Below are 17,231 nucleotides of genomic sequence, written 5' to 3'. Positions count from 1 at the left end.
ACCCTTTGTGAAGGATATGCATATGACCAAGACGCGATGCACGGATCAGGTGATCCTCGACCTCTGGCACCCGCTGGCCGCCCTGTCGGAAGTGGCAGCTGGTGTCGTCGTCGACACGGTGCTGCTCGAGGAGCGTCTCAGCTTTGCCATTGACGGTGAGGGAAATGCGGCTGTCTGGCGCGATCGCGCCGATCTCGCCGAGGGCAGCCCTGTCGATATTGCCGTCATTTCCGGCAAGCTGCCGCTGAAGCTCGCCTATGGCTACATCTGGACCTCGCTCGGCAACCCGCCGGCCGACTTGTTCCCGATTCCGGAGTTTGACGAGGTCGATCGCCGCAAGCTCAACGCCGCCACTTTTGGCGTCAATGTCTCGGCGCCGCGGGCGATCGAGAACTTTCTCGATATGGGCCACTTCCCCTATGTCCACACCGATATCCTCGGCGCCGAACCGCACACGGAAGTGAAGGAATACGATGTCGAGATTTCCGTCGATCGCGACGAAATCCTGGCGACACGCTGCCGCTTCTTCCAGCCGATGGCATCGACGGCCTCGGACGGCGGCGCCGACGTCGACTACATCTACCGCGTGCCGCATCCCTATTGCTCGGTGCTCTACAAGTCGAGCCCGCTCGACGAGAGCCGCCTCGATGTCATTGCCGTCTTCCTGCAGCCTATCGACCAGGAGCATGTCCGCGCCCACATGCTGCTGTGCGTGCTGGACGAAGACAATGAGGACAAGGTCATCAAGCGCTTCCAGCAGACCATCTTCGGGCAGGACAAGCCGATCCTGGAAAACCAGTTCCCGAAGCGCCTGCCGCTCGATCCGCGCGCCGAAACACCAATCCGTGCCGACAAGTCGGCGATCGCCTACCGCCGGTGGCTGAGCCAGAAGGGCGTGACCTACGGGGTCATCCCGGCCGCCACCTGAGCGCCTGAGGGCGCCAACGAAAAGATCTTAGCGAGGACCATATGCTCGACCTAGCCAAATCCAGATGGCATCCCATCGCCGCGGCGCACGACCTTCCGTTGCGTCATGTTTTTCACGGCCAGCTGCTCGGCCGCGAGTTCGCGGTCTGGCGTGCCGATGATGGATACGTCAACATCTGGGAAAACCGCTGCCTGCATCGCGGCGTCCGCCTGTCGATCGGCATCAATGATGGCCGCGAGCTGAAGTGCCAGTACCATGGTTGGCGCTACTCGAACCGCACGGCCGGCTGCACCTACATCCCGGCGCACCCGGCCGACGCACCGGCCCGCACCATCACCAACCGCACCTTTGCCGCCATCGAGCGTTACGGTCTCGTCTGGTCGGCGGAAGAACCGCAGGGCGAAGTGCCGGAGGTGGCAGGGCTCGCCGAGGGTCGGCTGCTGGCGCTGCGCGGCATCCCGGTCAATGCGCCGGCCGACGTGGTCGCCGCCAGGCTGAAAGGCTACCGCTTCCAGCCGAGCGGAAGGATCGACGGCTCCGCCGCCAAGGTCGCGGTCGAAGCTGCAAGCACCTTTTCGGTGGTGCTGCGTTCAAGCGAGGCTGATGCCACCACGCTGGCCGTGTTTTTCGTCCAGCCGGTCGATTCCAATCGCTCGGTGATCCGTGGCGTGCTCGACGGGCAGGTCGAAGGCGCTGCGCGCCTTGCCGTGCTGCGCCATCACAATGAGCTGCTCTCCAGGCTGCGTCTGGCGGTCGAGGCCGAGGCGGCGCGCGAGCCGGCACCGGCGCCGCTGGAGCCGGTGATCGAGCGTGTCTCGCCCGAACTCGCCGAGATGCCCGAGGAGAGCAAACACGGCCGCAAGGCAACGATCCGTGTCGAGGTCGCCAGGAAGTGGCCGGCCGCCGATGGTATCGCCGGCTTCGAGCTTCGCCCGATCAAGGGCCTGCTGCCGACCTTCCAGCCCGGCGCCCATATCGACGTGCACCTGCCCAATGGGCTGATCCGGCAATATTCGATCACCAACGGCCCGGGCGAAAGCGACAGCTACGTCATCGGCGTCAAGCTGGAGCGCGATTCCAAGGGCGGGTCGACCTGCCTGCACGAGACAGTGCGCGAAGGCGACGTGCTGGCGATTTCCGAGCCGCGCAACAATTTCCCGCTGCGCCGCGACGCGGTGAAGACCATCTTCATCGCCGGCGGTATCGGCATCACGCCGTTGCTCGCCATGGCCCAGGCGCTCAACAACCAGAACCTGGTGCATGAGCTGCACTACTTTGCCCAGAACGAAGCGCAGCTTGCCTTCCCGGAGAAGACCAGCACGCTCGGCGCCTCGCTCAAGCCGCATCTCGGCCTTTCGCCAGACCAGACCGGCGCCAAGCTGCGCGAGATCCTCAGCGGCTACGGTCCCGACAAGCATGTCTATCTCTGCGGTCCCGGCCCGATGCTGGAGGCGGCGCGTCATATCGCGGCTGAGATGGGCTGGCCCGAAACGGCGGTGCATTTCGAATACTTCAAGAACACCAATGTCATCGACGACAGCACCAGTTTCGAGGTGGCGCTGGCGCGCTCCTGCATGACGCTGACGGTGCCCGCCGGCAAGACGATCCTCGAGGTGATGCGCGACGCCGGCATCGACATGCCGTCTTCCTGCGAGCAGGGCGCCTGCGGCACCTGCCTTGCCACCGTCATCGAAGGCGAGCCCGACCACCAGGACGTCTATCTCAACGATGCCGAGCGCAAGTCCGGCACCAAGATCATGACCTGCGTGTCGCGTGCCAAGTCGGCGCGGCTTGTGCTCGACCTCTAGGAGTTTTTGATGATCACGCTCTACGACTACGAACTGTCGGGCAACTGCTACAAGCTGCGCCTTTTGATGAGCATGCTCGGCGTCGACTGGAAGACGGTGCCGGTCGATTTCTACCCCGGGCGCGAGCACAAGTCGGACTGGTTCCTCAGGATCAATCCGCTCGGCCAGCTGCCTGTCATCGACGACGACGGGCTTATCCTGCGCGACGCCCAGGCGATCCTCGTCTACCTCGCCTCGAAATATGACGCGGCAGGAACCTGGTACCCGCGCGACAATCCCGCCCTGCTCGGCGAGGTCAGCCAGTGGCTGGCCTTTGCCGACGGCATCACCGCCACCGCATCCGCCGCCCGCCTGCACGACGCTCTGTTCTACGACTTCGACGTCGAGGCGGCCCGCACTGGCGCGCACCGGCTGTTCCGCATTCTCGATGAGCATCTGTGGTTCGGCGAGCAGGAGGGGCGCGACTGGATCTGCTCGGCGTCACACCCGACGATCGCCGACATCGCCTGCTTCCCCTACATCATGCTGTCGGAAGAGGGCGGCATTTCAAGACAGGACTATCCGGCGATCCGCCGCTGGTGCGATCGGGTCAAACGCATCAAGGGCTTCACGGTCATGTCCGGCGTGTTCCCCGCAGGGCCTGCCAAGGCGGCCTGAAGTCAGAAGACAACATTCAAGCCGGTGACATGCACGGCTGACAATCCAGATTGGGAGTGAGAAGAAAATGAAAACCCGCGCCGCCGTCGCCGTTGGAGCCGGAAAGCCGCTCGAGATCATGGAGGTGGACCTCGAGGGGCCGCGCGAGGGCGAGGTGCTGGTCGAGATCAAGGCGACTGGCATCTGCCACACCGACGAGTTCACGCTGTCGGGCGCCGATCCCGAAGGCATCTTCCCGGCCATTCTCGGCCATGAGGGTGCCGGCGTCGTCGTCGATGTCGGCAAGGGTGTCACCTCGCTGAAGAAGGGCGACCACGTCATTCCGCTCTACACGCCGGAATGCCGCTCCTGTCCGTCCTGCCTCAGCCGCAAGACCAACCTCTGCACCGCGATCCGCTCGACGCAAGGCCAGGGGCTGATGCCTGACGGCACCTCGCGCTTCTCGATCGGCAAGGACAAGATCTTCCATTATATGGGCTGCTCGACCTTCTCGAACTTCACCGTGCTGCCCGAGATCGCACTCGCCAAGGTCAATCCGGACGCCCCCTTCGACAAGATCTGCTACATCGGCTGCGGGGTGACGACAGGCATCGGCGCTGTCATCAACACGGCACGCGTCGAGATCGGCTCGACGGCCATCGTCTTCGGCCTCGGCGGCATCGGCCTCAACGTGCTGCAGGGCCTGCGCCTGGCCGGTGCCGACATGATCATCGGCGTCGACATCAACAATGAGCGCAAGGCCTGGGGCGAGAAGTTCGGCATGACGCATTTCGTCAATCCGAAGGAGGTCGAGGGCGACATCGTTCCTTATCTGGTCAACATGACCAAGCGTGGTGCCGACCAGATCGGCGGCGCCGACTACACCTTCGACTGCACCGGCAACGTCAAGGTGATGCGCCAGGCACTCGAAGCCAGCCATCGCGGCTGGGGCGAGTCGATCGTCATCGGTGTCGCCGGCGCCGGCCAGGAGATTGCGACGCGTCCGTTCCAGCTGGTCACGGGCCGGACCTGGAAAGGCACCGCCTTTGGCGGCGCACGCGGCCGCACCGACGTGCCGAAGATCGTCGACTGGTACATGGAGGGCAAGATCCAGATCGACCCGATGATCACCCATACGCTGAAGCTCGAAGACATCAACAAGGGTTTCGACCTGATGCATGCAGGCGAAAGCATCCGCAGCGTGGTCGTCTACTAACTCCCAAAGCCGGCCAGGCCCCCATGGCCGGCTCCCCCAAACGCCACGGCTTTTTCGCCGGCCCTCAAGCCTCCCAGCTTGGCCCGCGTGTTCCCGAAGCTGGGCGTCGACCGGCGGCGTGTCCGAGGTTTCCACAACCCCTCGGCCGCGCCGCCGGCATCTCTTTGAACGGTTGCAGGTCGCCGCCCCCGAGGTTATGCCGGGGCAGCAATTCTTGACGAGAAGGCAGAGCAGATGAAGACCGTTTCCACGTCGAAGTCGCATGGCGGCATCCAGGGCGTCTATTCCCACGCCTCCGAGGCCTGCGCCTGCGACATGACCTTTGCCGTCTTCGTACCGCCGCAAGCCAAGAACGGACCCGTGCCGGTGCTGTGGTATCTCTCGGGCCTGACCTGCACCCACGCCAATGTCATGGACAAGGGCGAATACCGCCGCCTGGCCGCTGAGCTCGGCCTGATCATCGTCTGCCCCGACACCAGTCCGCGCGGCGAAGGCGTGGCCGACGAAAAGGACAACTGGCAGTTCGGTTCGGGCGCCGGCTTCTATGTCGATGCGACGCAGCAGCCCTTTGCCGCGAACTACCGGATGTATTCCTATATCACCGAGGAACTGCCGGCGCTGATCGCCGCAAACTTCCCCGCCGATATGTCGCGCCAGGCGATCTTTGGCCACTCGATGGGCGGGCACGGCGCGCTGACCATCGCACTCAAGAACCCGGAGCGCTTCAAGAGCTGCTCGGCCTTCGCACCCATCGCCCAGCCGTCGACCGCCGGCTGGTCGAAGCCGGCGCTGGAGAAGTATCTCGGTGCTGATGAAGCTGCATGGCGCGCCTATGACACGACGCTTCTGATCGAGGACGGCAAGCGGTTTCCGGAGTTCCTTGTCGACCAGGGCTCGGCTGACAGTTTCCTGCAGGAGGGCCTGCGCCCCTGGCTGCTCGACGAGGCCTGCAAGAAGGCAGGCATCGGGCTCACCCTGCGCATGCAGGATGGCTACGACCATTCCTACAACTTCATCTCGACCTTCATGGACGACCATTTGAGGTGGCACGCCGCCCGTCTGGGCTGAACGCCGAAAGTCGCTCTCACGGCCTGGCCGCCAGCAGCTTGGCGAGGACATGGCGCTTCGCCTTGCCGATGCTGATCTCCAGCGTTTCATATTGTGCCAGATGCGCCGCGATTGCGCTTGCAAGCATGCAGCCGGTGCCGCGCATGGAAACCGCGATGCGCGACGCCTCGAAGCGGATCGGCTCACGGTCGGGCAAGAGCAGCATGTCGGTGGCGCTCGCTCCCGTGGCATGCCCGCCCTTGACGAGAATGGCGGGCGCTCGGGTCTCGAAAAGCTTTGCTGCCTGGCTGACGATGTCGCCTTCGCCGGAGGCCAGCGGCAGGCCGGTCAGCAACGCCAGTTCCGGCAGGTTGGGTGTGACCAACGTGCAGAGCGGAAACAGATTGCGCTTGAGCGCGTCGACGGCGCCGCCGTCGAGCAGTTGACGTCCCGAGGTCGAAGCAAGCACCGGATCGAGCACGACAGGCACCGGCAGGCTGCTCGCCAGCACCGAGGCGACGGTGTCGATCGTCGCGGCCGTTCCCAGCATGCCGATCTTGACCGCAGCAATCGGATTGGCGGCAATGGCCGCGCGCATCTGCTCGGCAATCAGCTGAGGCGGCATCCGTTCGATGCGCTCGACGCGGGCATGTGTCTGCACCGTCACCGCGGTGACGGCGACGCTGCAACGCAAACCGAAGGCCGATACCGTCTCGACGTCGCGGACGATGCCGGCGCCGCCGCTCGAATCCGAGCCGGCGATGATCAGCACATGCGGGGTCATCGCCACTGAGCCGTCGCTGCCAGCCATTCGCGCGTCCTCGCTTCGGGATCAGCGTTGAGCGTGATGTCGGTGACGACGGCAGCTACGTCGGCGCCTTGCGCGAAGACGCCTGCTATGCGGTCGACATTGAGTCCGCCGATGGCGACCAGCGGTGTCGCGCCCACGCGCCGTTTCCAGAGGGCGATGCGGTCGAGCCCTTGCGGCGCCCATTTCATCGCCTTGAGGATGGTCGGATAGACGGGACCAAGCGCGACATAATCGGGCGCGGCGGCAAGTGCTGTGTCGAGTTCGGCGTCGTCATGGGTGCTGAGGCCGAGCTTCATGCCGGCGTGGCGGATCGCCTTCACATCGGCCTCGGCCAGATCCTCCTGGCCGAGATGGACGAAGTCGCAGCCCGCGTCGATGGCGAGGCGCCAGTAATCGTTGACGATGAGCTGGCAGGCATGGCGCGCGCAGATGGTTTTCGCGGCACCGATTTCGCGGCGCAGGCCGGCCTCATCCATGTCCTTGATGCGCAGCTGCACCAGCTTGACGCCCAACGGCACCAGGCGCTCGATCCAGGCGGCGGAATCGACAATCAGGTAGAACGGGTCGAGCTTCATGAAAATGCTGCCATGCCGATGACGGGGGTGGAGGGGACGGCCATGTCGCGCGGTTCAAGCGGGCCGGCGCGGAAGGCTTGGCGACCTGCTGCAACCGCCTTGCCGAAGGCCGAAGCCATGGCGACGGGGTCGCCCGCCTTGGCAACCGCCGTGTTGAGCAGCACGGCGTCGTAGCCGAGCTCCATGACGGTGGCGGCATGCGATGGCCGGCCGATGCCGGCGTCGACGATCAGCGGCACCTCGGGGAAATGGCCGCGCAGGCTGCGCAAGGCATCGAGGTTCTGCGGCCCGCGGGCGGAGCCGATCGGCGCGCACCACGGCATCAGCACCTTGCAGCCGGCATCGAGCAGCCGCCCGGCGACGACCAGGTCGTCTGTCGTGTAGGGGAAGACCTCGAAACCTTCGGCAACGAGAATCCCCGCGGCTTCGACGAGGCCGAACACGTCGGGCTGCAGCGTGTCGTGATTGCCGATGACCTCGAGCTTGATCCAGGGGGTGGCAAAGACCTCGCGCGCCATTTTCGCCGTCGTCACCGCTTCCTTGACCGAGTGGCAGCCGGCGGTGTTGGGCAAGACGCGCACCCCGAGCGACTGGATCAGCGACCAGAATTTTCCGCCTGTCTTGCCGCCGGAAGTCTCGCGGCGCAGCGAGACAGTGACGATTGCGGCGCCCGATGCCGTGATCGCCTCGGCCATGATGGCGGGCGAGGGGTAAAGTGCGGTGCCGAGCAGCAGCCGGGAGGAAACCTGGTGTCCGTAGAGTTCGAGCATGCTCAGCCTCCCTTCATCGGTGCGAGGATTTCGATGCGGTCGCCATCGGCGAGCGCGCAGCCGTCGCGTTCCCTGGCCGGCACGACCTCGCCATTGAGTGCGGTGGCGAGCCAGCCGCCGTCATAGTCGAGCTCGGCAAGCAGGGCGGCGAGCGTGGTGGCCGTCACCTCGTGCTGACAGCCGTTAATGGTGAGCTTCATGGGCGCGCTCCTTCTCCGTCTCTGTGCCCAGGATCATGGCGGCCGCCTTGTGCGCCATGGCGGGCGCGAGCAGGAAGCCGTGGCGGTAAAGGCCGTTGATGCGGATGGTGTTTCCGTCGCGTTCGACGCGCGGCAAATTGTCTGCAAAGGCCGGGCGGATGCCGGTGCCGGTCTCGACAAGCTCGGCCTCGCCGAAGGCCGGATGCAGCGCATAAGCGGCGTTGAGCAGCTCCAGCACCGAACGCGCGGTGATCGGCCCGGCGGCATCGCTTTCGATCATCGTTGCGCCGACCATGAACAGATTGCCCGAGCGCGGCACGACATAGACAGGGATGCGCGGATGCAGCAGCCGCACCGGCCGCGCCAGCGCCACCTCCGACGTCTTGAGGATCAGCATCTCGCCGCGCACGCCGCGCAGGCCTGTCAGCCTGCCTGTGATGCCGGTGCAGTCGGCCTCGACATCGGCCGACCGACTGTGCACCGCGCCGTAGCCGAACTCGAAACGCACGCCCATCTCGACAAGCTTTTGCTGCAGCTCAAGCAGCGCCCGGCGCGGGTCGAGATGCGCTTCCTCTGCGAAAAACAGCGCGCGGGTGAAGCTGCCTTCGAGGTCGGGTTCAAGCGCTGCGATCGCCTCGGCGTCGATGGCGCGGTATCCAGAGGTGCGGCGGCCGAAGCGGTCGAGTTCACCCGCGTCCCGGGCCGGAGCCACGACCAGCGTACCGTTGCGCATGACATGCCCGGGCAGGGCGGCGGACCACCAGTCGGCGGCACCGCGTCCGAGCGAAAGCACCGTCTCTTCGGCACTCTCGCGTTCGCACCAGGGCGCCAGCATGCCGCCGGCCTGCCATGAGGCATTGCCGGCGATCTGCCTTCTGATGTCGACCACGGTCACGCTTGCGCCGCGCGTGGCCAGCTCATGCGCGAGCGTCAACCCGGCGACGCCCGCGCCACGGATCAGCACCTTCATGGCTGGCCTGCCGTCTCCGCGGGTTCGGCGCTTTCCACCGGCATGTAGAGGTCGCCGCCGTCGCGGTACTTCGCCGCCATCGCTGCCAGCCCTTCCTTCTGCGCCTCGGCGCGGATGTCGTGGGAGATCCGCATCGAGCAGAATTTCGGGCCGCACATGGAGCAGAAATGCGCCACCTTGTGTGCTTCCTTGGGCAAGGTCTGGTCGTGGTAGGAACGCGCCGTCTCCGGGTCGAGCGACAGGTTGAACTGGTCCTCCCAGCGGAACTCGAAGCGTGCCCGCGACAGCGCGTCGTCCCTGACCTTGGCGGCCGGATGACCTTTGGCGAGGTCGGCGGCGTGTGCTGCGATCTTGTAGGTGATAACGCCCACCTTGACGTCGTCGCGGTCGGGCAGGCCAAGATGCTCCTTGGGCGTGACGTAGCAGAGCATGGCCGTGCCGAACCAGCCGATCATTGCAGCGCCGATGCCAGAGGTGATGTGGTCGTAGCCGGGCGCGATGTCGGTGGTCAAAGGCCCAAGCGTGTAGAAGGGCGCTTCGCCGCAGACCTCGAGCTGCTTGTCCATGTTTTCCTTGATCTTGTGCATCGGCACGTGGCCGGGGCCCTCGATCATCACCTGGCAGTCCTTGGCCCAGGCGATCTTGGTAAGTTCGCCCAGCGTCTCCAGTTCGGCGAACTGGGCGGCATCGTTGGCGTCTGCAATCGAACCTGGGCGCAGGCCGTCGCCGAGCGAAAAGGCGACGTCATAGGTTCGGCAGATGTCGCAGATCTCCTCGAAATGCTCGTAGAGGAAGCTCTCCTTGTGGTGATGCAGGCACCATTTGGCCATGATCGAGCCGCCGCGCGAGACGATGCCGGTGACGCGGTCAACTGTCAGGTGGATGTAGGCGAGCCGCACGCCGGCATGGATGGTGAAATAGTCGACGCCCTGCTCGGCCTGCTCGATGAGCGTGTCGCGGAACACCTCCCAGGTCAGGTCCTCGGCGATGCCTCCGACCTTCTCCAGCGCCTGGTAGAGCGGCACCGTGCCGATCGGCACCGGCGCGTTGCGGATGATCCAGTCACGGATGTTGTGGATGTTGCGACCGGTCGACAAGTCCATCACCGTGTCGCCGCCCCAGCGCGTCGCCCACACCATCTTCTCGACCTCCTCGGCCATCGACGAGGTGACGGCGGAATTGCCGATATTGGCGTTGATCTTGACCAGGAAATTGCGGCCGATGATCATCGGCTCGCTCTCGGGGTGGTTGATGTTGGAGGGGATGATGGCGCGGCCGCGAGCGACCTCGTCGCGGACGAATTCCGGGGTGACGAAATCGGGAATGACGGCGCCGAAGCTCTCGCCGTCGCGTTGAAGCTTGGCCCGGATCTGCTCGCGGCCGAGGTTCTCGCGGATGGCGACGAATTCCATTTCGGGCGTGACGATGCCGGCGCGGGCATAAGCAAGCTGGGTGACGGCGCGGCCGCCGGTGGCACGCAGCGGGGCGTTGCGAACCGGGAATTCCGGCGTCAGCCTTTCGCCGGAGACGAAGCCATTGTCCTCAGCCTTGACCGCGCGGCCTGCATAACGCTCGACGTCGCCGCGGGCGATGATCCAGTCTTCGCGCAGCCGCGGCAGGCCGCGCTCGATGTCTGTTGTCACCGACGTGTCGGTGTAGGGGCCTGACGAATCATAGACGGTGACCGGCGGCTCGCCGGCGCTCGGATGAAGCGAGATCTCGCGCATCGGCACACGGATGTCGGGATGTAGCTTGCCTGGCTTGTAGACCTTCCGCGACGCGGGAAGTTCGCCAACGGTGACTGATGGGGTGTGGGCATTCATGAGTGAGCCTCCTGGTTGGAGACCCAGTCCATGCGATGAGAAGGAGGAGAGGTTTTGCCTGGGGACTTCGGGCAAGAATGAGCCCGAATGCCTGAGCCGGATATCCGGCCTGCTGCGCCTCGCACCGTCCCTACGCCAGTATGAACTGGATCAGGTTCAACGGGTCACTGCGCTGCGCGAGCCAGCAGAATCTCAGCCCCTTGTCGGGACCCCCCTGGTGAACCCTAAGCATGGAGGCGGAACCGGCGTCGTGTCAACGGCCTTTCGCCGAGGCCGAGAGAATGCCAAAGTCGGGAGCATCGAGACCCATTGCGGTTTCGAAGACGATCGGATAATAGGTCAGCGTTACTGACATAAATTGTCTGCCGCGCAGGGAGGACCAATTGGCCTGCGCACGCGACAGGAGGAGCATCCGTGACGGACAATCCCGCGCCGCTGAAGTTCCATGTGCCCGAGCCGGAAGTGCGCCCGGGCGGCACCCCCGACTTCTCCAATGTGCCGATCCCCAAGGCGGGTTCGGTCGACAGGCCGCCGGTCGACGTCGATCCCAGGACGATCCGCGACCTGGCTTATTCGATCATCCGCGTGCTCAATCGCGAAGGCGATGCCGTAGGTCCATGGGCCGGTACGCTGACCGACGAGGAGCAGATCGAAGGGCTGCGCCACATGATGACGCTGCGCTCCTTCGACGCGCGCATGCAGATGGCGCAGCGCCAGGGCAAGACCTCTTTCTACATGCAGCATATGGGCGAGGAGGCGGTTAGCTGCGCCTTCCGCAAGGCGCTCGTTCAGGGCGACATGAACTTCCCGACCTATCGCCAGGCCGGCCTGCTGATCGCCGGCGGCTATCCGATGGTCGACATGATGAACCAGATCTATTCCAACGAGATGGATCCGCTGAAGGGCCGCCAGCTGCCGATCATGTATTCGGCCAAGGATCACGGTTTCTTCTCGATTTCCGGCAACCTGACCACCCAGTATATCCAGGCGGTTGGCTGGGCGATGGCATCCGCCATCAAGGGGGACACCAAGATCGCTGTCGGCTGGGTCGGTGACGGCGCCACCGCCGAGAGCGACTTCCACGCCGCACTTGTCTTCGCCTCGACCTACAAGGCGCCCGTCGTCCTCAACATCGTCAACAACCAGTGGGCGATCTCGACCTTCCAGGGCATCGCCCGCGGCGGCTCCGGCACGTTTGCGGCGCGTGGGCTTGGGTTTGGCATCGCGGCCTTGCGTGTCGACGGCAACGACTATCTCGCTGTCCATGCGGTGGCGAAATGGGCGACGGAGCGGGCCAGGCTCAATCTCGGGCCGACGCTGGTCGAATATGTCACCTACCGTGTCGGCGCACATTCCACGTCAGATGATCCATCCGCTTACCGGCCCAAGACAGAGTCCGATGCCTGGCCGCTGGGTGACCCGGTGATCCGGCTGAAGAACCACCTGATCAAGCGTGGCCTATGGTCGGACGAGCGCCACAAGCAGACCGAGGCGGAAATCCTCGAGGCGGTGATCACGGCGCAGAAGGAAGCCGAGAGCCACGGCACGCTGCATGCCGGCGGCAAGCCGTCGACGCGTGACATGTTCGAGGGCGTCTATGCCGAGATGCCGCCGCATCTCCGTCGCCAGCGCCAGAAGGCGGGAGTGTAGCCGATGCCGCGCATGACAATGATCGAGGCCATCCGCAGCGCCATGGATGTCGCCATGGGCCGCGATGACAACGTCGTCGTTTTCGGCGAGGACGTCGGCTATTTCGGTGGCGTCTTCCGCTGCACCCAGGGTCTTCAGCAGAAATACGGTCGGGAGCGCTGTTTCGACGCGCCGATCAGCGAACTTGGCATCGTCGGCGCCGCCGTCGGCATGGCTGCCTATGGCCTCAAGCCATGTATCGAAATCCAGTTCGCCGACTACGTCTATCCAGCATATGACCAGATCGTTTCGGAAGCGGCACGGTTGCGATACCGCTCCAATGGCGAGTTCACCTGTCCGATCGTCATCCGCATGCCCACTGGCGGCGGCATCTTCGGCGGCCAGACCCACAGCCAGAGCCCTGAAGCGCTGTTCACCCATGTTTCCGGCCTCAAGGTGGTCGTGCCGTCCAATCCGCTCGACGCCAAGGGCCTGCTGATCGCCTCGATCGAAGACCCGGATCCGGTGATCTTTCTGGAGCCGAAACGATTGTACAACGGCCCCTTCGATGGCCATCACGACCGTCCCGTCACGGCATGGTCGAAGCATGAGTTGGGCGAGGTGCCTGATGGACACTACACCACCCCGCTCGGCAAGGCAGAGATCCGCCGGCCGGGTTCCGCCGTCACCGTTCTCGCTTATGGCACCATGGTCTATGTCGCCCAGGCGGCGGCCGAGGAGACAGGTATCGATGCCGAGGTCATCGACCTCCGGACGCTTTTGCCGCTCGATCTCGAGACCATCGTCGCCTCGGTCAAGAAAACCCGCCGCTGCGTGGTGGTGCATGAGGCGACGCTAACCTCCGGCTTCGGCGCCGAGCTCGTGTCGCTGGTACAGGAAAACTGCTTCTACCATCTCGAAGCACCCGTCGCCCGCGTTACCGGTTGGGACACGCCCTATCCGCATGCCCAGGAATGGGACTACTTCCCCGGCCCCAAGCGTGTCGGCGAAGCTTTGATCGAAACGATGGAGGCCTGAGCATGGGCGAACATGTCATCAAGCTTCCCGATGTTGGCGAAGGCGTGGCCGAGGCTGAGCTTGTCGAATGGCACGTCAAGATCGGCGACCTCGTGCGTGAGGACGCGGTGCTTGCCGCCGTCATGACCGATAAGGCGACGGTCGAGATCCCGTCGCCGGTCGACGGCGAAATTGTCTGGCTCGGCGCCGAGATCGGCGACACGGTTCCGGTCGGCTCGCCGATTGTCAGGATAAAGGTCGCCGGCGATGCGCCGTCGACCGCAGAGCCGGCCGCCGAATCCAAGCCGGAGGCCAAGGCGCCAGAAGCTGCCAAAGCCTCTGCTGAGCCGGCTAAGAAAGAAGAAGAAAAAACGCCAGCCACCCCGAAGCCTACCGCTACCACGGCAGCGCTCAAGCCTGTGCCACGTGCGACAACGGTCGGCCTGCCGCGTCCCGAAGGCGAGCGTCCGCTCGCCTCTCCTGCCGTCAGGCTACGCGCCAGGGAGGCAGGCATCGACCTGCGCCAGGTGCCGGGTACCGGTCCCGCCGGGCGCGTCACCCACGAGGATCTCGATGCGTTCGCCGCCCGTGGTGCTGCCGTCGTCGTCGCGGGCCTCCAGGAAAAGACCGGCGTCGAGGAGGTCAAGGTCATCGGCCTGCGCCGGCGCATCGCCGAGAAGATGGCGCTGGCCAAGTCGCGCATCCCGCACATCACCTATGTCGAGGAGGTCGACGTCACGGCACTCGAGGAGCTGCGCGCCAAGCTCAACGCTTCGAAGAAGCCCGAGCGCGCCAAGCTGACCATCCTGCCGTTCCTGATGCGGGCGCTGGTCAAGGCCGTCGGCGAGCAGCCGCAGCTCAACGCCGTTTATGACGACGACGCCGGCATCATCCATCGCCATGCCGGCGTGCATATCGGCATGGCCGCCCAGACGCCGGGCGGGCTGATGGTGCCTGTGGTCAAGCACGCCGAGGCGCGCGACCTCTGGGATTGTGCCGCCGAGGTCAACCGTCTTGCCGAGGCCGCCAAGGCTGGCACGGCAACGCGCGAGGAGCTGACCGGCTCGACCATCACCATCACCTCGCTCGGTGCGATGGGCGGCGTCGCCACCACGCCCGTTATCAACTACCCGGAAGTGGCGGTCGTCGGCGTCAACAAGATCATGATCCGGCCGATGTGGGACGGCACCCAGTTCGTGCCGCGCAAGATGATGAACCTGTCCTCCAGCTTCGACCATCGCGTCATCGACGGCTGGGACGCAGCGGTCTTCGTCCAGCGCATCAAGGCGCTGCTCGAAGCGCCGGCAATGATCTTCGTGGAGGGCTGAGGCTGTGAAGGAAATCTCCTGCAAGCTTCTGATCATCGGTGCCGGACCCGGCGGCTATATCTGCGCCATCCGCGCTGGCCAGCTCGGCATCGACACCGTCATCGTCGAAGCGGTCAAGCCCGGTGGCACCTGCCTCAATGTCGGCTGCATCCCCTCCAAGGCGATGATCCATGCCGCCGACGAATATCTGAAGGTCTCGGAGATGGCGGCGGGCACAAGCCCGCTCGGCATCTCCCTGTCGGCGCCGGCACTCGATCTCGCCAGGACGGTTGCCTGGAAAGACCGCATCGTCGGCCGCCTGACCACAGGCGTTGCCGGCCTGCTCAAGAAGGCCCGGGTCAAGTCGGTGCAGGGCTGGGCGCGCTTCCGCGACGGCAAGACCGTCGAGGTCGACACCGAAACCGGCCTGCAGGTGATCCGCGCCGAAACCATCGTCATCGCCACCGGCTCGGTGCCTGTCGAATTGCCGTTCCTGCCCTTCGGCGGTGCGGTGATCTCGTCGACCGGGGCGCTGGCACTCAAGCAGGTGCCGCAAGCGCTCGCCGTCGTCGGCGGCGGTTACATCGGCCTTGAGCTTGGCACAGCCTTTGCCAAGCTCGGCGCCAAGGTGACGGTCGTCGAAGCCTTGCCGCGCATCCTGCCGCAATATGATGCCGAGCTGACCCGGCCCGTCGCCAAAAGGCTCGAAGCGCTCGGCGTCAAGGTGCTGACCGGTGCCAAGGCCAAGGGGCTTTCCGCCAAGGGCGATGCGCTTCTGGTCGAAGCCGCCGACGGCAGCGAGCAGAAGATTGCGGCCGACAAGGTGCTGGTGACTGTCGGGCGCAAGCCGCTGGTCGAAGGCTGGGGCCTCGAAGAGATCGACCTCGACCGCGACGGCCGTTTCATCCGCATCGACGAGCAGTGCCGCACCTCGATGCGCGGCATCTATGCCATCGGCGACGTCACCGGCGAGCCGATGCTGGCGCACCGCGCCATGGCCCAGGGCGAAATGGTCGCCGAGATCGTCGCCGGCCACAAGCGCAGCTGGGACAAGCGTTCGATCCCCGCCGTCTGCTTCACCGATCCGGAGGTCGTCACCGCGGGCCTTTCACCCGACGAGGCCAAGGCGCTCGGCATCGAGATCAAGTCGTCGTCATTCCCGTTCTCGGCCAATGGCCGGGCGATGACCTTGCTCGGCGAAGACGGGTTCGTGCGCATCGTTGCCCGCGCCGACAACCATCTGGTGCTCGGCATCCAGGCCGTCGGCACCGGTGTCTCCGAGCTTTCCTCGGCCTTCAGCCTGGCGATCGAGATGGGCGCCAGGCTGGAAGACATCGCCGGCACCATCCATGCTCACCCGACCCAGGGCGAAGCCTTCCTTGAGGCAGCACTGCGTACGCTCGGCCACGCGCTGCACATCTGATGCCCTATCCCGATTTGGACGCGGCCTTGCGCCGCGTCCCCTCCTGCCTTGCCCAATCAGCCAAGCTGGGCTAACAAGCCCACGCACTGGACGACCAGTGCCTAGTACGTTCGGGGACGGCCCCATCCAGGAGATGGCGCCGCAGACTTGTCACCTGAACTGATTCACCCCTTGAAACCGCGAAAACATGCAGCCTCCGCGCGGCGGACTGCTTTGTGCGCTCGACCCTGTCAGGCTTCTGGATCGGGTTCCGGGGCGCGCGCTTTCGCATTCGCATTGACCAGACCGGAGAGGCGCCATGGCCGGACCGATAGAACAATTTGAAATCAAGCCGATCTTCACCCTGTTCGAGTTTGCCGGCCAGGAGATCGCCTTCACCAACTCCGCCGCCCATATGGTCGGCGTCGCGGTGTTCGGCGGGCTGTTCCTGCTGGTCTCGACCAGCGCCCGCGCCCTTGTGCCGACCCGGCTGCAGTCGATCACCGAGCTGATCTACGAATTCGTCTCCAGGACCTTGCGCGAAAATGCCGGCGAGGGCGGCATGACATTTTTCCCGCTGGTGTTTTCGCTGTTCGTCTTCATCCTGATCGCCAATCTGGCCGGCATGTTTCCTTATGCCTTCACGGTCACCAGCCACATCATCGTCACCTTCTCTTTCGCCATGATCGTGTTCGGCACGGTGACGCTCTATGGCATCTGGAAAAACGGGCTCGGTTTTTTCAGGCTGTTTTTGCCATCCGGCGTGCCGCTGGCTTTGGCGCCGATCATCGTGCCGATCGAGATCGTTTCCTACATCTCGCGGCCGATCAGCCATTCGGTGCGCCTTTTTGCCGTCATGCTGGCCGGTCACATCACGCTCAAGGTCTTTGCCGGCTTTGTCGTCAGCCTCGGCAGCATGGGCACGCTCGGCATTTTCGCCGCCGTGCTGCCGCTTGCCATGACGGTTGCGCTGACGGCGCTCGAACTTCTGATGGCGGTGATCCAGGCCTACATCTTTACCATGCTGACCTGCATGTATCTCAACGACGCGCTGCACCCCGGGCACTGAACGGGCGCTGCCAAACAAAAACC

General features: G+C 64.8%; 16 protein-coding genes and 1 riboswitch. Of the genes, 10 read left to right on the top strand and 6 right to left on the bottom strand.

Annotated elements, in window-relative coordinates; all coding sequences use genetic code 11:
• The first annotated feature begins 22 nt into the window (after positions 1 to 22).
• The 5 genes from Amn_RS23810 to fghA all read left to right on the top strand — a co-directional run bounded on the left by Amn_RS23810 (position 23) and on the right by fghA (position 5,656).
• Complete coding sequence (locus tag Amn_RS23810) at positions 23 to 928, top strand: aromatic ring-hydroxylating oxygenase subunit alpha (RefSeq protein ID WP_067957489.1); 906 nt, start codon at positions 23 to 25, stop codon at positions 926 to 928.
• 41 nt (positions 929 to 969) lie between these two features.
• Entirely contained in the window at positions 970 to 2,736 is a 1,767-nt protein-coding gene (locus tag Amn_RS23805) for a Rieske 2Fe-2S domain-containing protein (RefSeq protein WP_286292450.1), read from the top strand.
• A gap of 9 nt (positions 2,737 to 2,745) precedes the next feature.
• Positions 2,746 to 3,393 carry a glutathione S-transferase family protein gene (locus Amn_RS23800; protein ID WP_067957496.1) on the top strand — a complete coding sequence of 216 codons (648 nt, stop codon included), beginning with the start codon at positions 2,746 to 2,748 and terminating at the stop codon, positions 3,391 to 3,393.
• Between the two features lie 67 nt (positions 3,394 to 3,460).
• Positions 3,461 to 4,588 (top strand): S-(hydroxymethyl)glutathione dehydrogenase/class III alcohol dehydrogenase, encoded by a 1,128-nt coding sequence (locus Amn_RS23795; protein ID WP_067957500.1) that lies wholly within the window; start codon positions 3,461 to 3,463, stop codon positions 4,586 to 4,588.
• 234 nt (positions 4,589 to 4,822) lie between these two features.
• Positions 4,823 to 5,656, top strand: coding sequence for an S-formylglutathione hydrolase (gene fghA, locus Amn_RS23790; protein WP_154385628.1), 834 nt, complete (start codon positions 4,823 to 4,825; stop codon positions 5,654 to 5,656).
• Positions 5,657 to 5,672: 16 nt separating this feature from the next.
• Here fghA and Amn_RS23785 read toward each other — a convergent pair whose 3' ends face one another.
• From Amn_RS23785 to thiC, 6 genes are read right to left on the bottom strand one after another with little or no spacing between them, the layout of a single operon-like run.
• The gene (locus Amn_RS23785) at positions 5,673 to 6,446 is read right to left on the bottom strand and encodes a hydroxymethylpyrimidine/phosphomethylpyrimidine kinase (protein ID WP_154385627.1); all 774 of its coding nucleotides are present in this window, start codon (positions 6,444 to 6,446) and stop codon (positions 5,673 to 5,675) included.
• Complete coding sequence (locus Amn_RS23780; RefSeq protein WP_286292449.1) at positions 6,416 to 7,021, bottom strand: thiamine phosphate synthase; 606 nt, start codon at positions 7,019 to 7,021, stop codon at positions 6,416 to 6,418. Before Amn_RS23780 ends, Amn_RS23785 begins: the two co-directional genes overlap by 31 nt.
• Positions 7,018 to 7,791, bottom strand: coding sequence for a thiazole synthase (locus tag Amn_RS23775; RefSeq protein WP_154385625.1), 774 nt, complete (start codon positions 7,789 to 7,791; stop codon positions 7,018 to 7,020). Before Amn_RS23775 ends, Amn_RS23780 begins: the two co-directional genes overlap by 4 nt.
• A gap of 2 nt (positions 7,792 to 7,793) precedes the next feature.
• Positions 7,794 to 7,991 (bottom strand): sulfur carrier protein ThiS, encoded by a 198-nt coding sequence (thiS, locus tag Amn_RS23770; protein ID WP_154385624.1) that lies wholly within the window; start codon positions 7,989 to 7,991, stop codon positions 7,794 to 7,796.
• Positions 7,975 to 8,961 carry a glycine oxidase ThiO gene (gene thiO, locus Amn_RS23765; protein ID WP_154385623.1) on the bottom strand — a complete coding sequence of 329 codons (987 nt, stop codon included), beginning with the start codon at positions 8,959 to 8,961 and terminating at the stop codon, positions 7,975 to 7,977. Before thiO ends, thiS begins: the two co-directional genes overlap by 17 nt.
• Positions 8,958 to 10,784, bottom strand: a complete 1,827-nt coding sequence (thiC, locus tag Amn_RS23760) for a phosphomethylpyrimidine synthase ThiC (RefSeq protein ID WP_154385622.1) — start codon at positions 10,782 to 10,784, stop codon at positions 8,958 to 8,960. The genes thiO and thiC overlap by 4 nt, the downstream gene beginning before the upstream one ends.
• Before the next feature lie 109 nt (positions 10,785 to 10,893).
• A riboswitch (TPP riboswitch) is annotated at positions 10,894 to 11,010 on the bottom strand.
• Between the two features lie 188 nt (positions 11,011 to 11,198).
• Here thiC and Amn_RS23755 point away from each other — a divergent pair.
• From Amn_RS23755 to Amn_RS23735, 5 genes are all read left to right on the top strand, one after another.
• On the top strand, positions 11,199 to 12,434 hold the full coding sequence (locus Amn_RS23755; protein WP_185910316.1) for a 3-methyl-2-oxobutanoate dehydrogenase (2-methylpropanoyl-transferring) subunit alpha: 1,236 nt from the start codon (positions 11,199 to 11,201) through the stop codon (positions 12,432 to 12,434).
• Between the two features lie 3 nt (positions 12,435 to 12,437).
• Positions 12,438 to 13,451, top strand: a complete 1,014-nt coding sequence (locus tag Amn_RS23750) for an alpha-ketoacid dehydrogenase subunit beta (protein ID WP_067957526.1) — start codon at positions 12,438 to 12,440, stop codon at positions 13,449 to 13,451.
• Between the two features lie 2 nt (positions 13,452 to 13,453).
• A complete protein-coding gene (locus Amn_RS23745) occupies positions 13,454 to 14,758 on the top strand; it encodes a dihydrolipoamide acetyltransferase family protein (RefSeq protein ID WP_154385621.1) in 1,305 nt (434 codons plus the stop codon).
• Between the two features lie 4 nt (positions 14,759 to 14,762).
• Positions 14,763 to 16,160, top strand: coding sequence for a dihydrolipoyl dehydrogenase (gene lpdA / locus Amn_RS23740; RefSeq protein ID WP_185910317.1), 1,398 nt, complete (start codon positions 14,763 to 14,765; stop codon positions 16,158 to 16,160).
• A gap of 298 nt (positions 16,161 to 16,458) precedes the next feature.
• On the top strand, positions 16,459 to 17,208 hold the full coding sequence (locus tag Amn_RS23735; protein ID WP_263006004.1) for a F0F1 ATP synthase subunit A: 750 nt from the start codon (positions 16,459 to 16,461) through the stop codon (positions 17,206 to 17,208).
• Positions 17,209 to 17,231 lie beyond the last annotated feature (23 nt).

This window comes from Aminobacter sp. Y103A, from assembly GCF_030294925.1.
GTDB lineage: Bacteria > Pseudomonadota > Alphaproteobacteria > Rhizobiales > Rhizobiaceae > Aminobacter > Aminobacter ciceronei.
The sequence above is the reverse complement of the archived record's forward strand: the minus strand, read 5'-3'. Positions and strand labels throughout refer to the sequence as shown.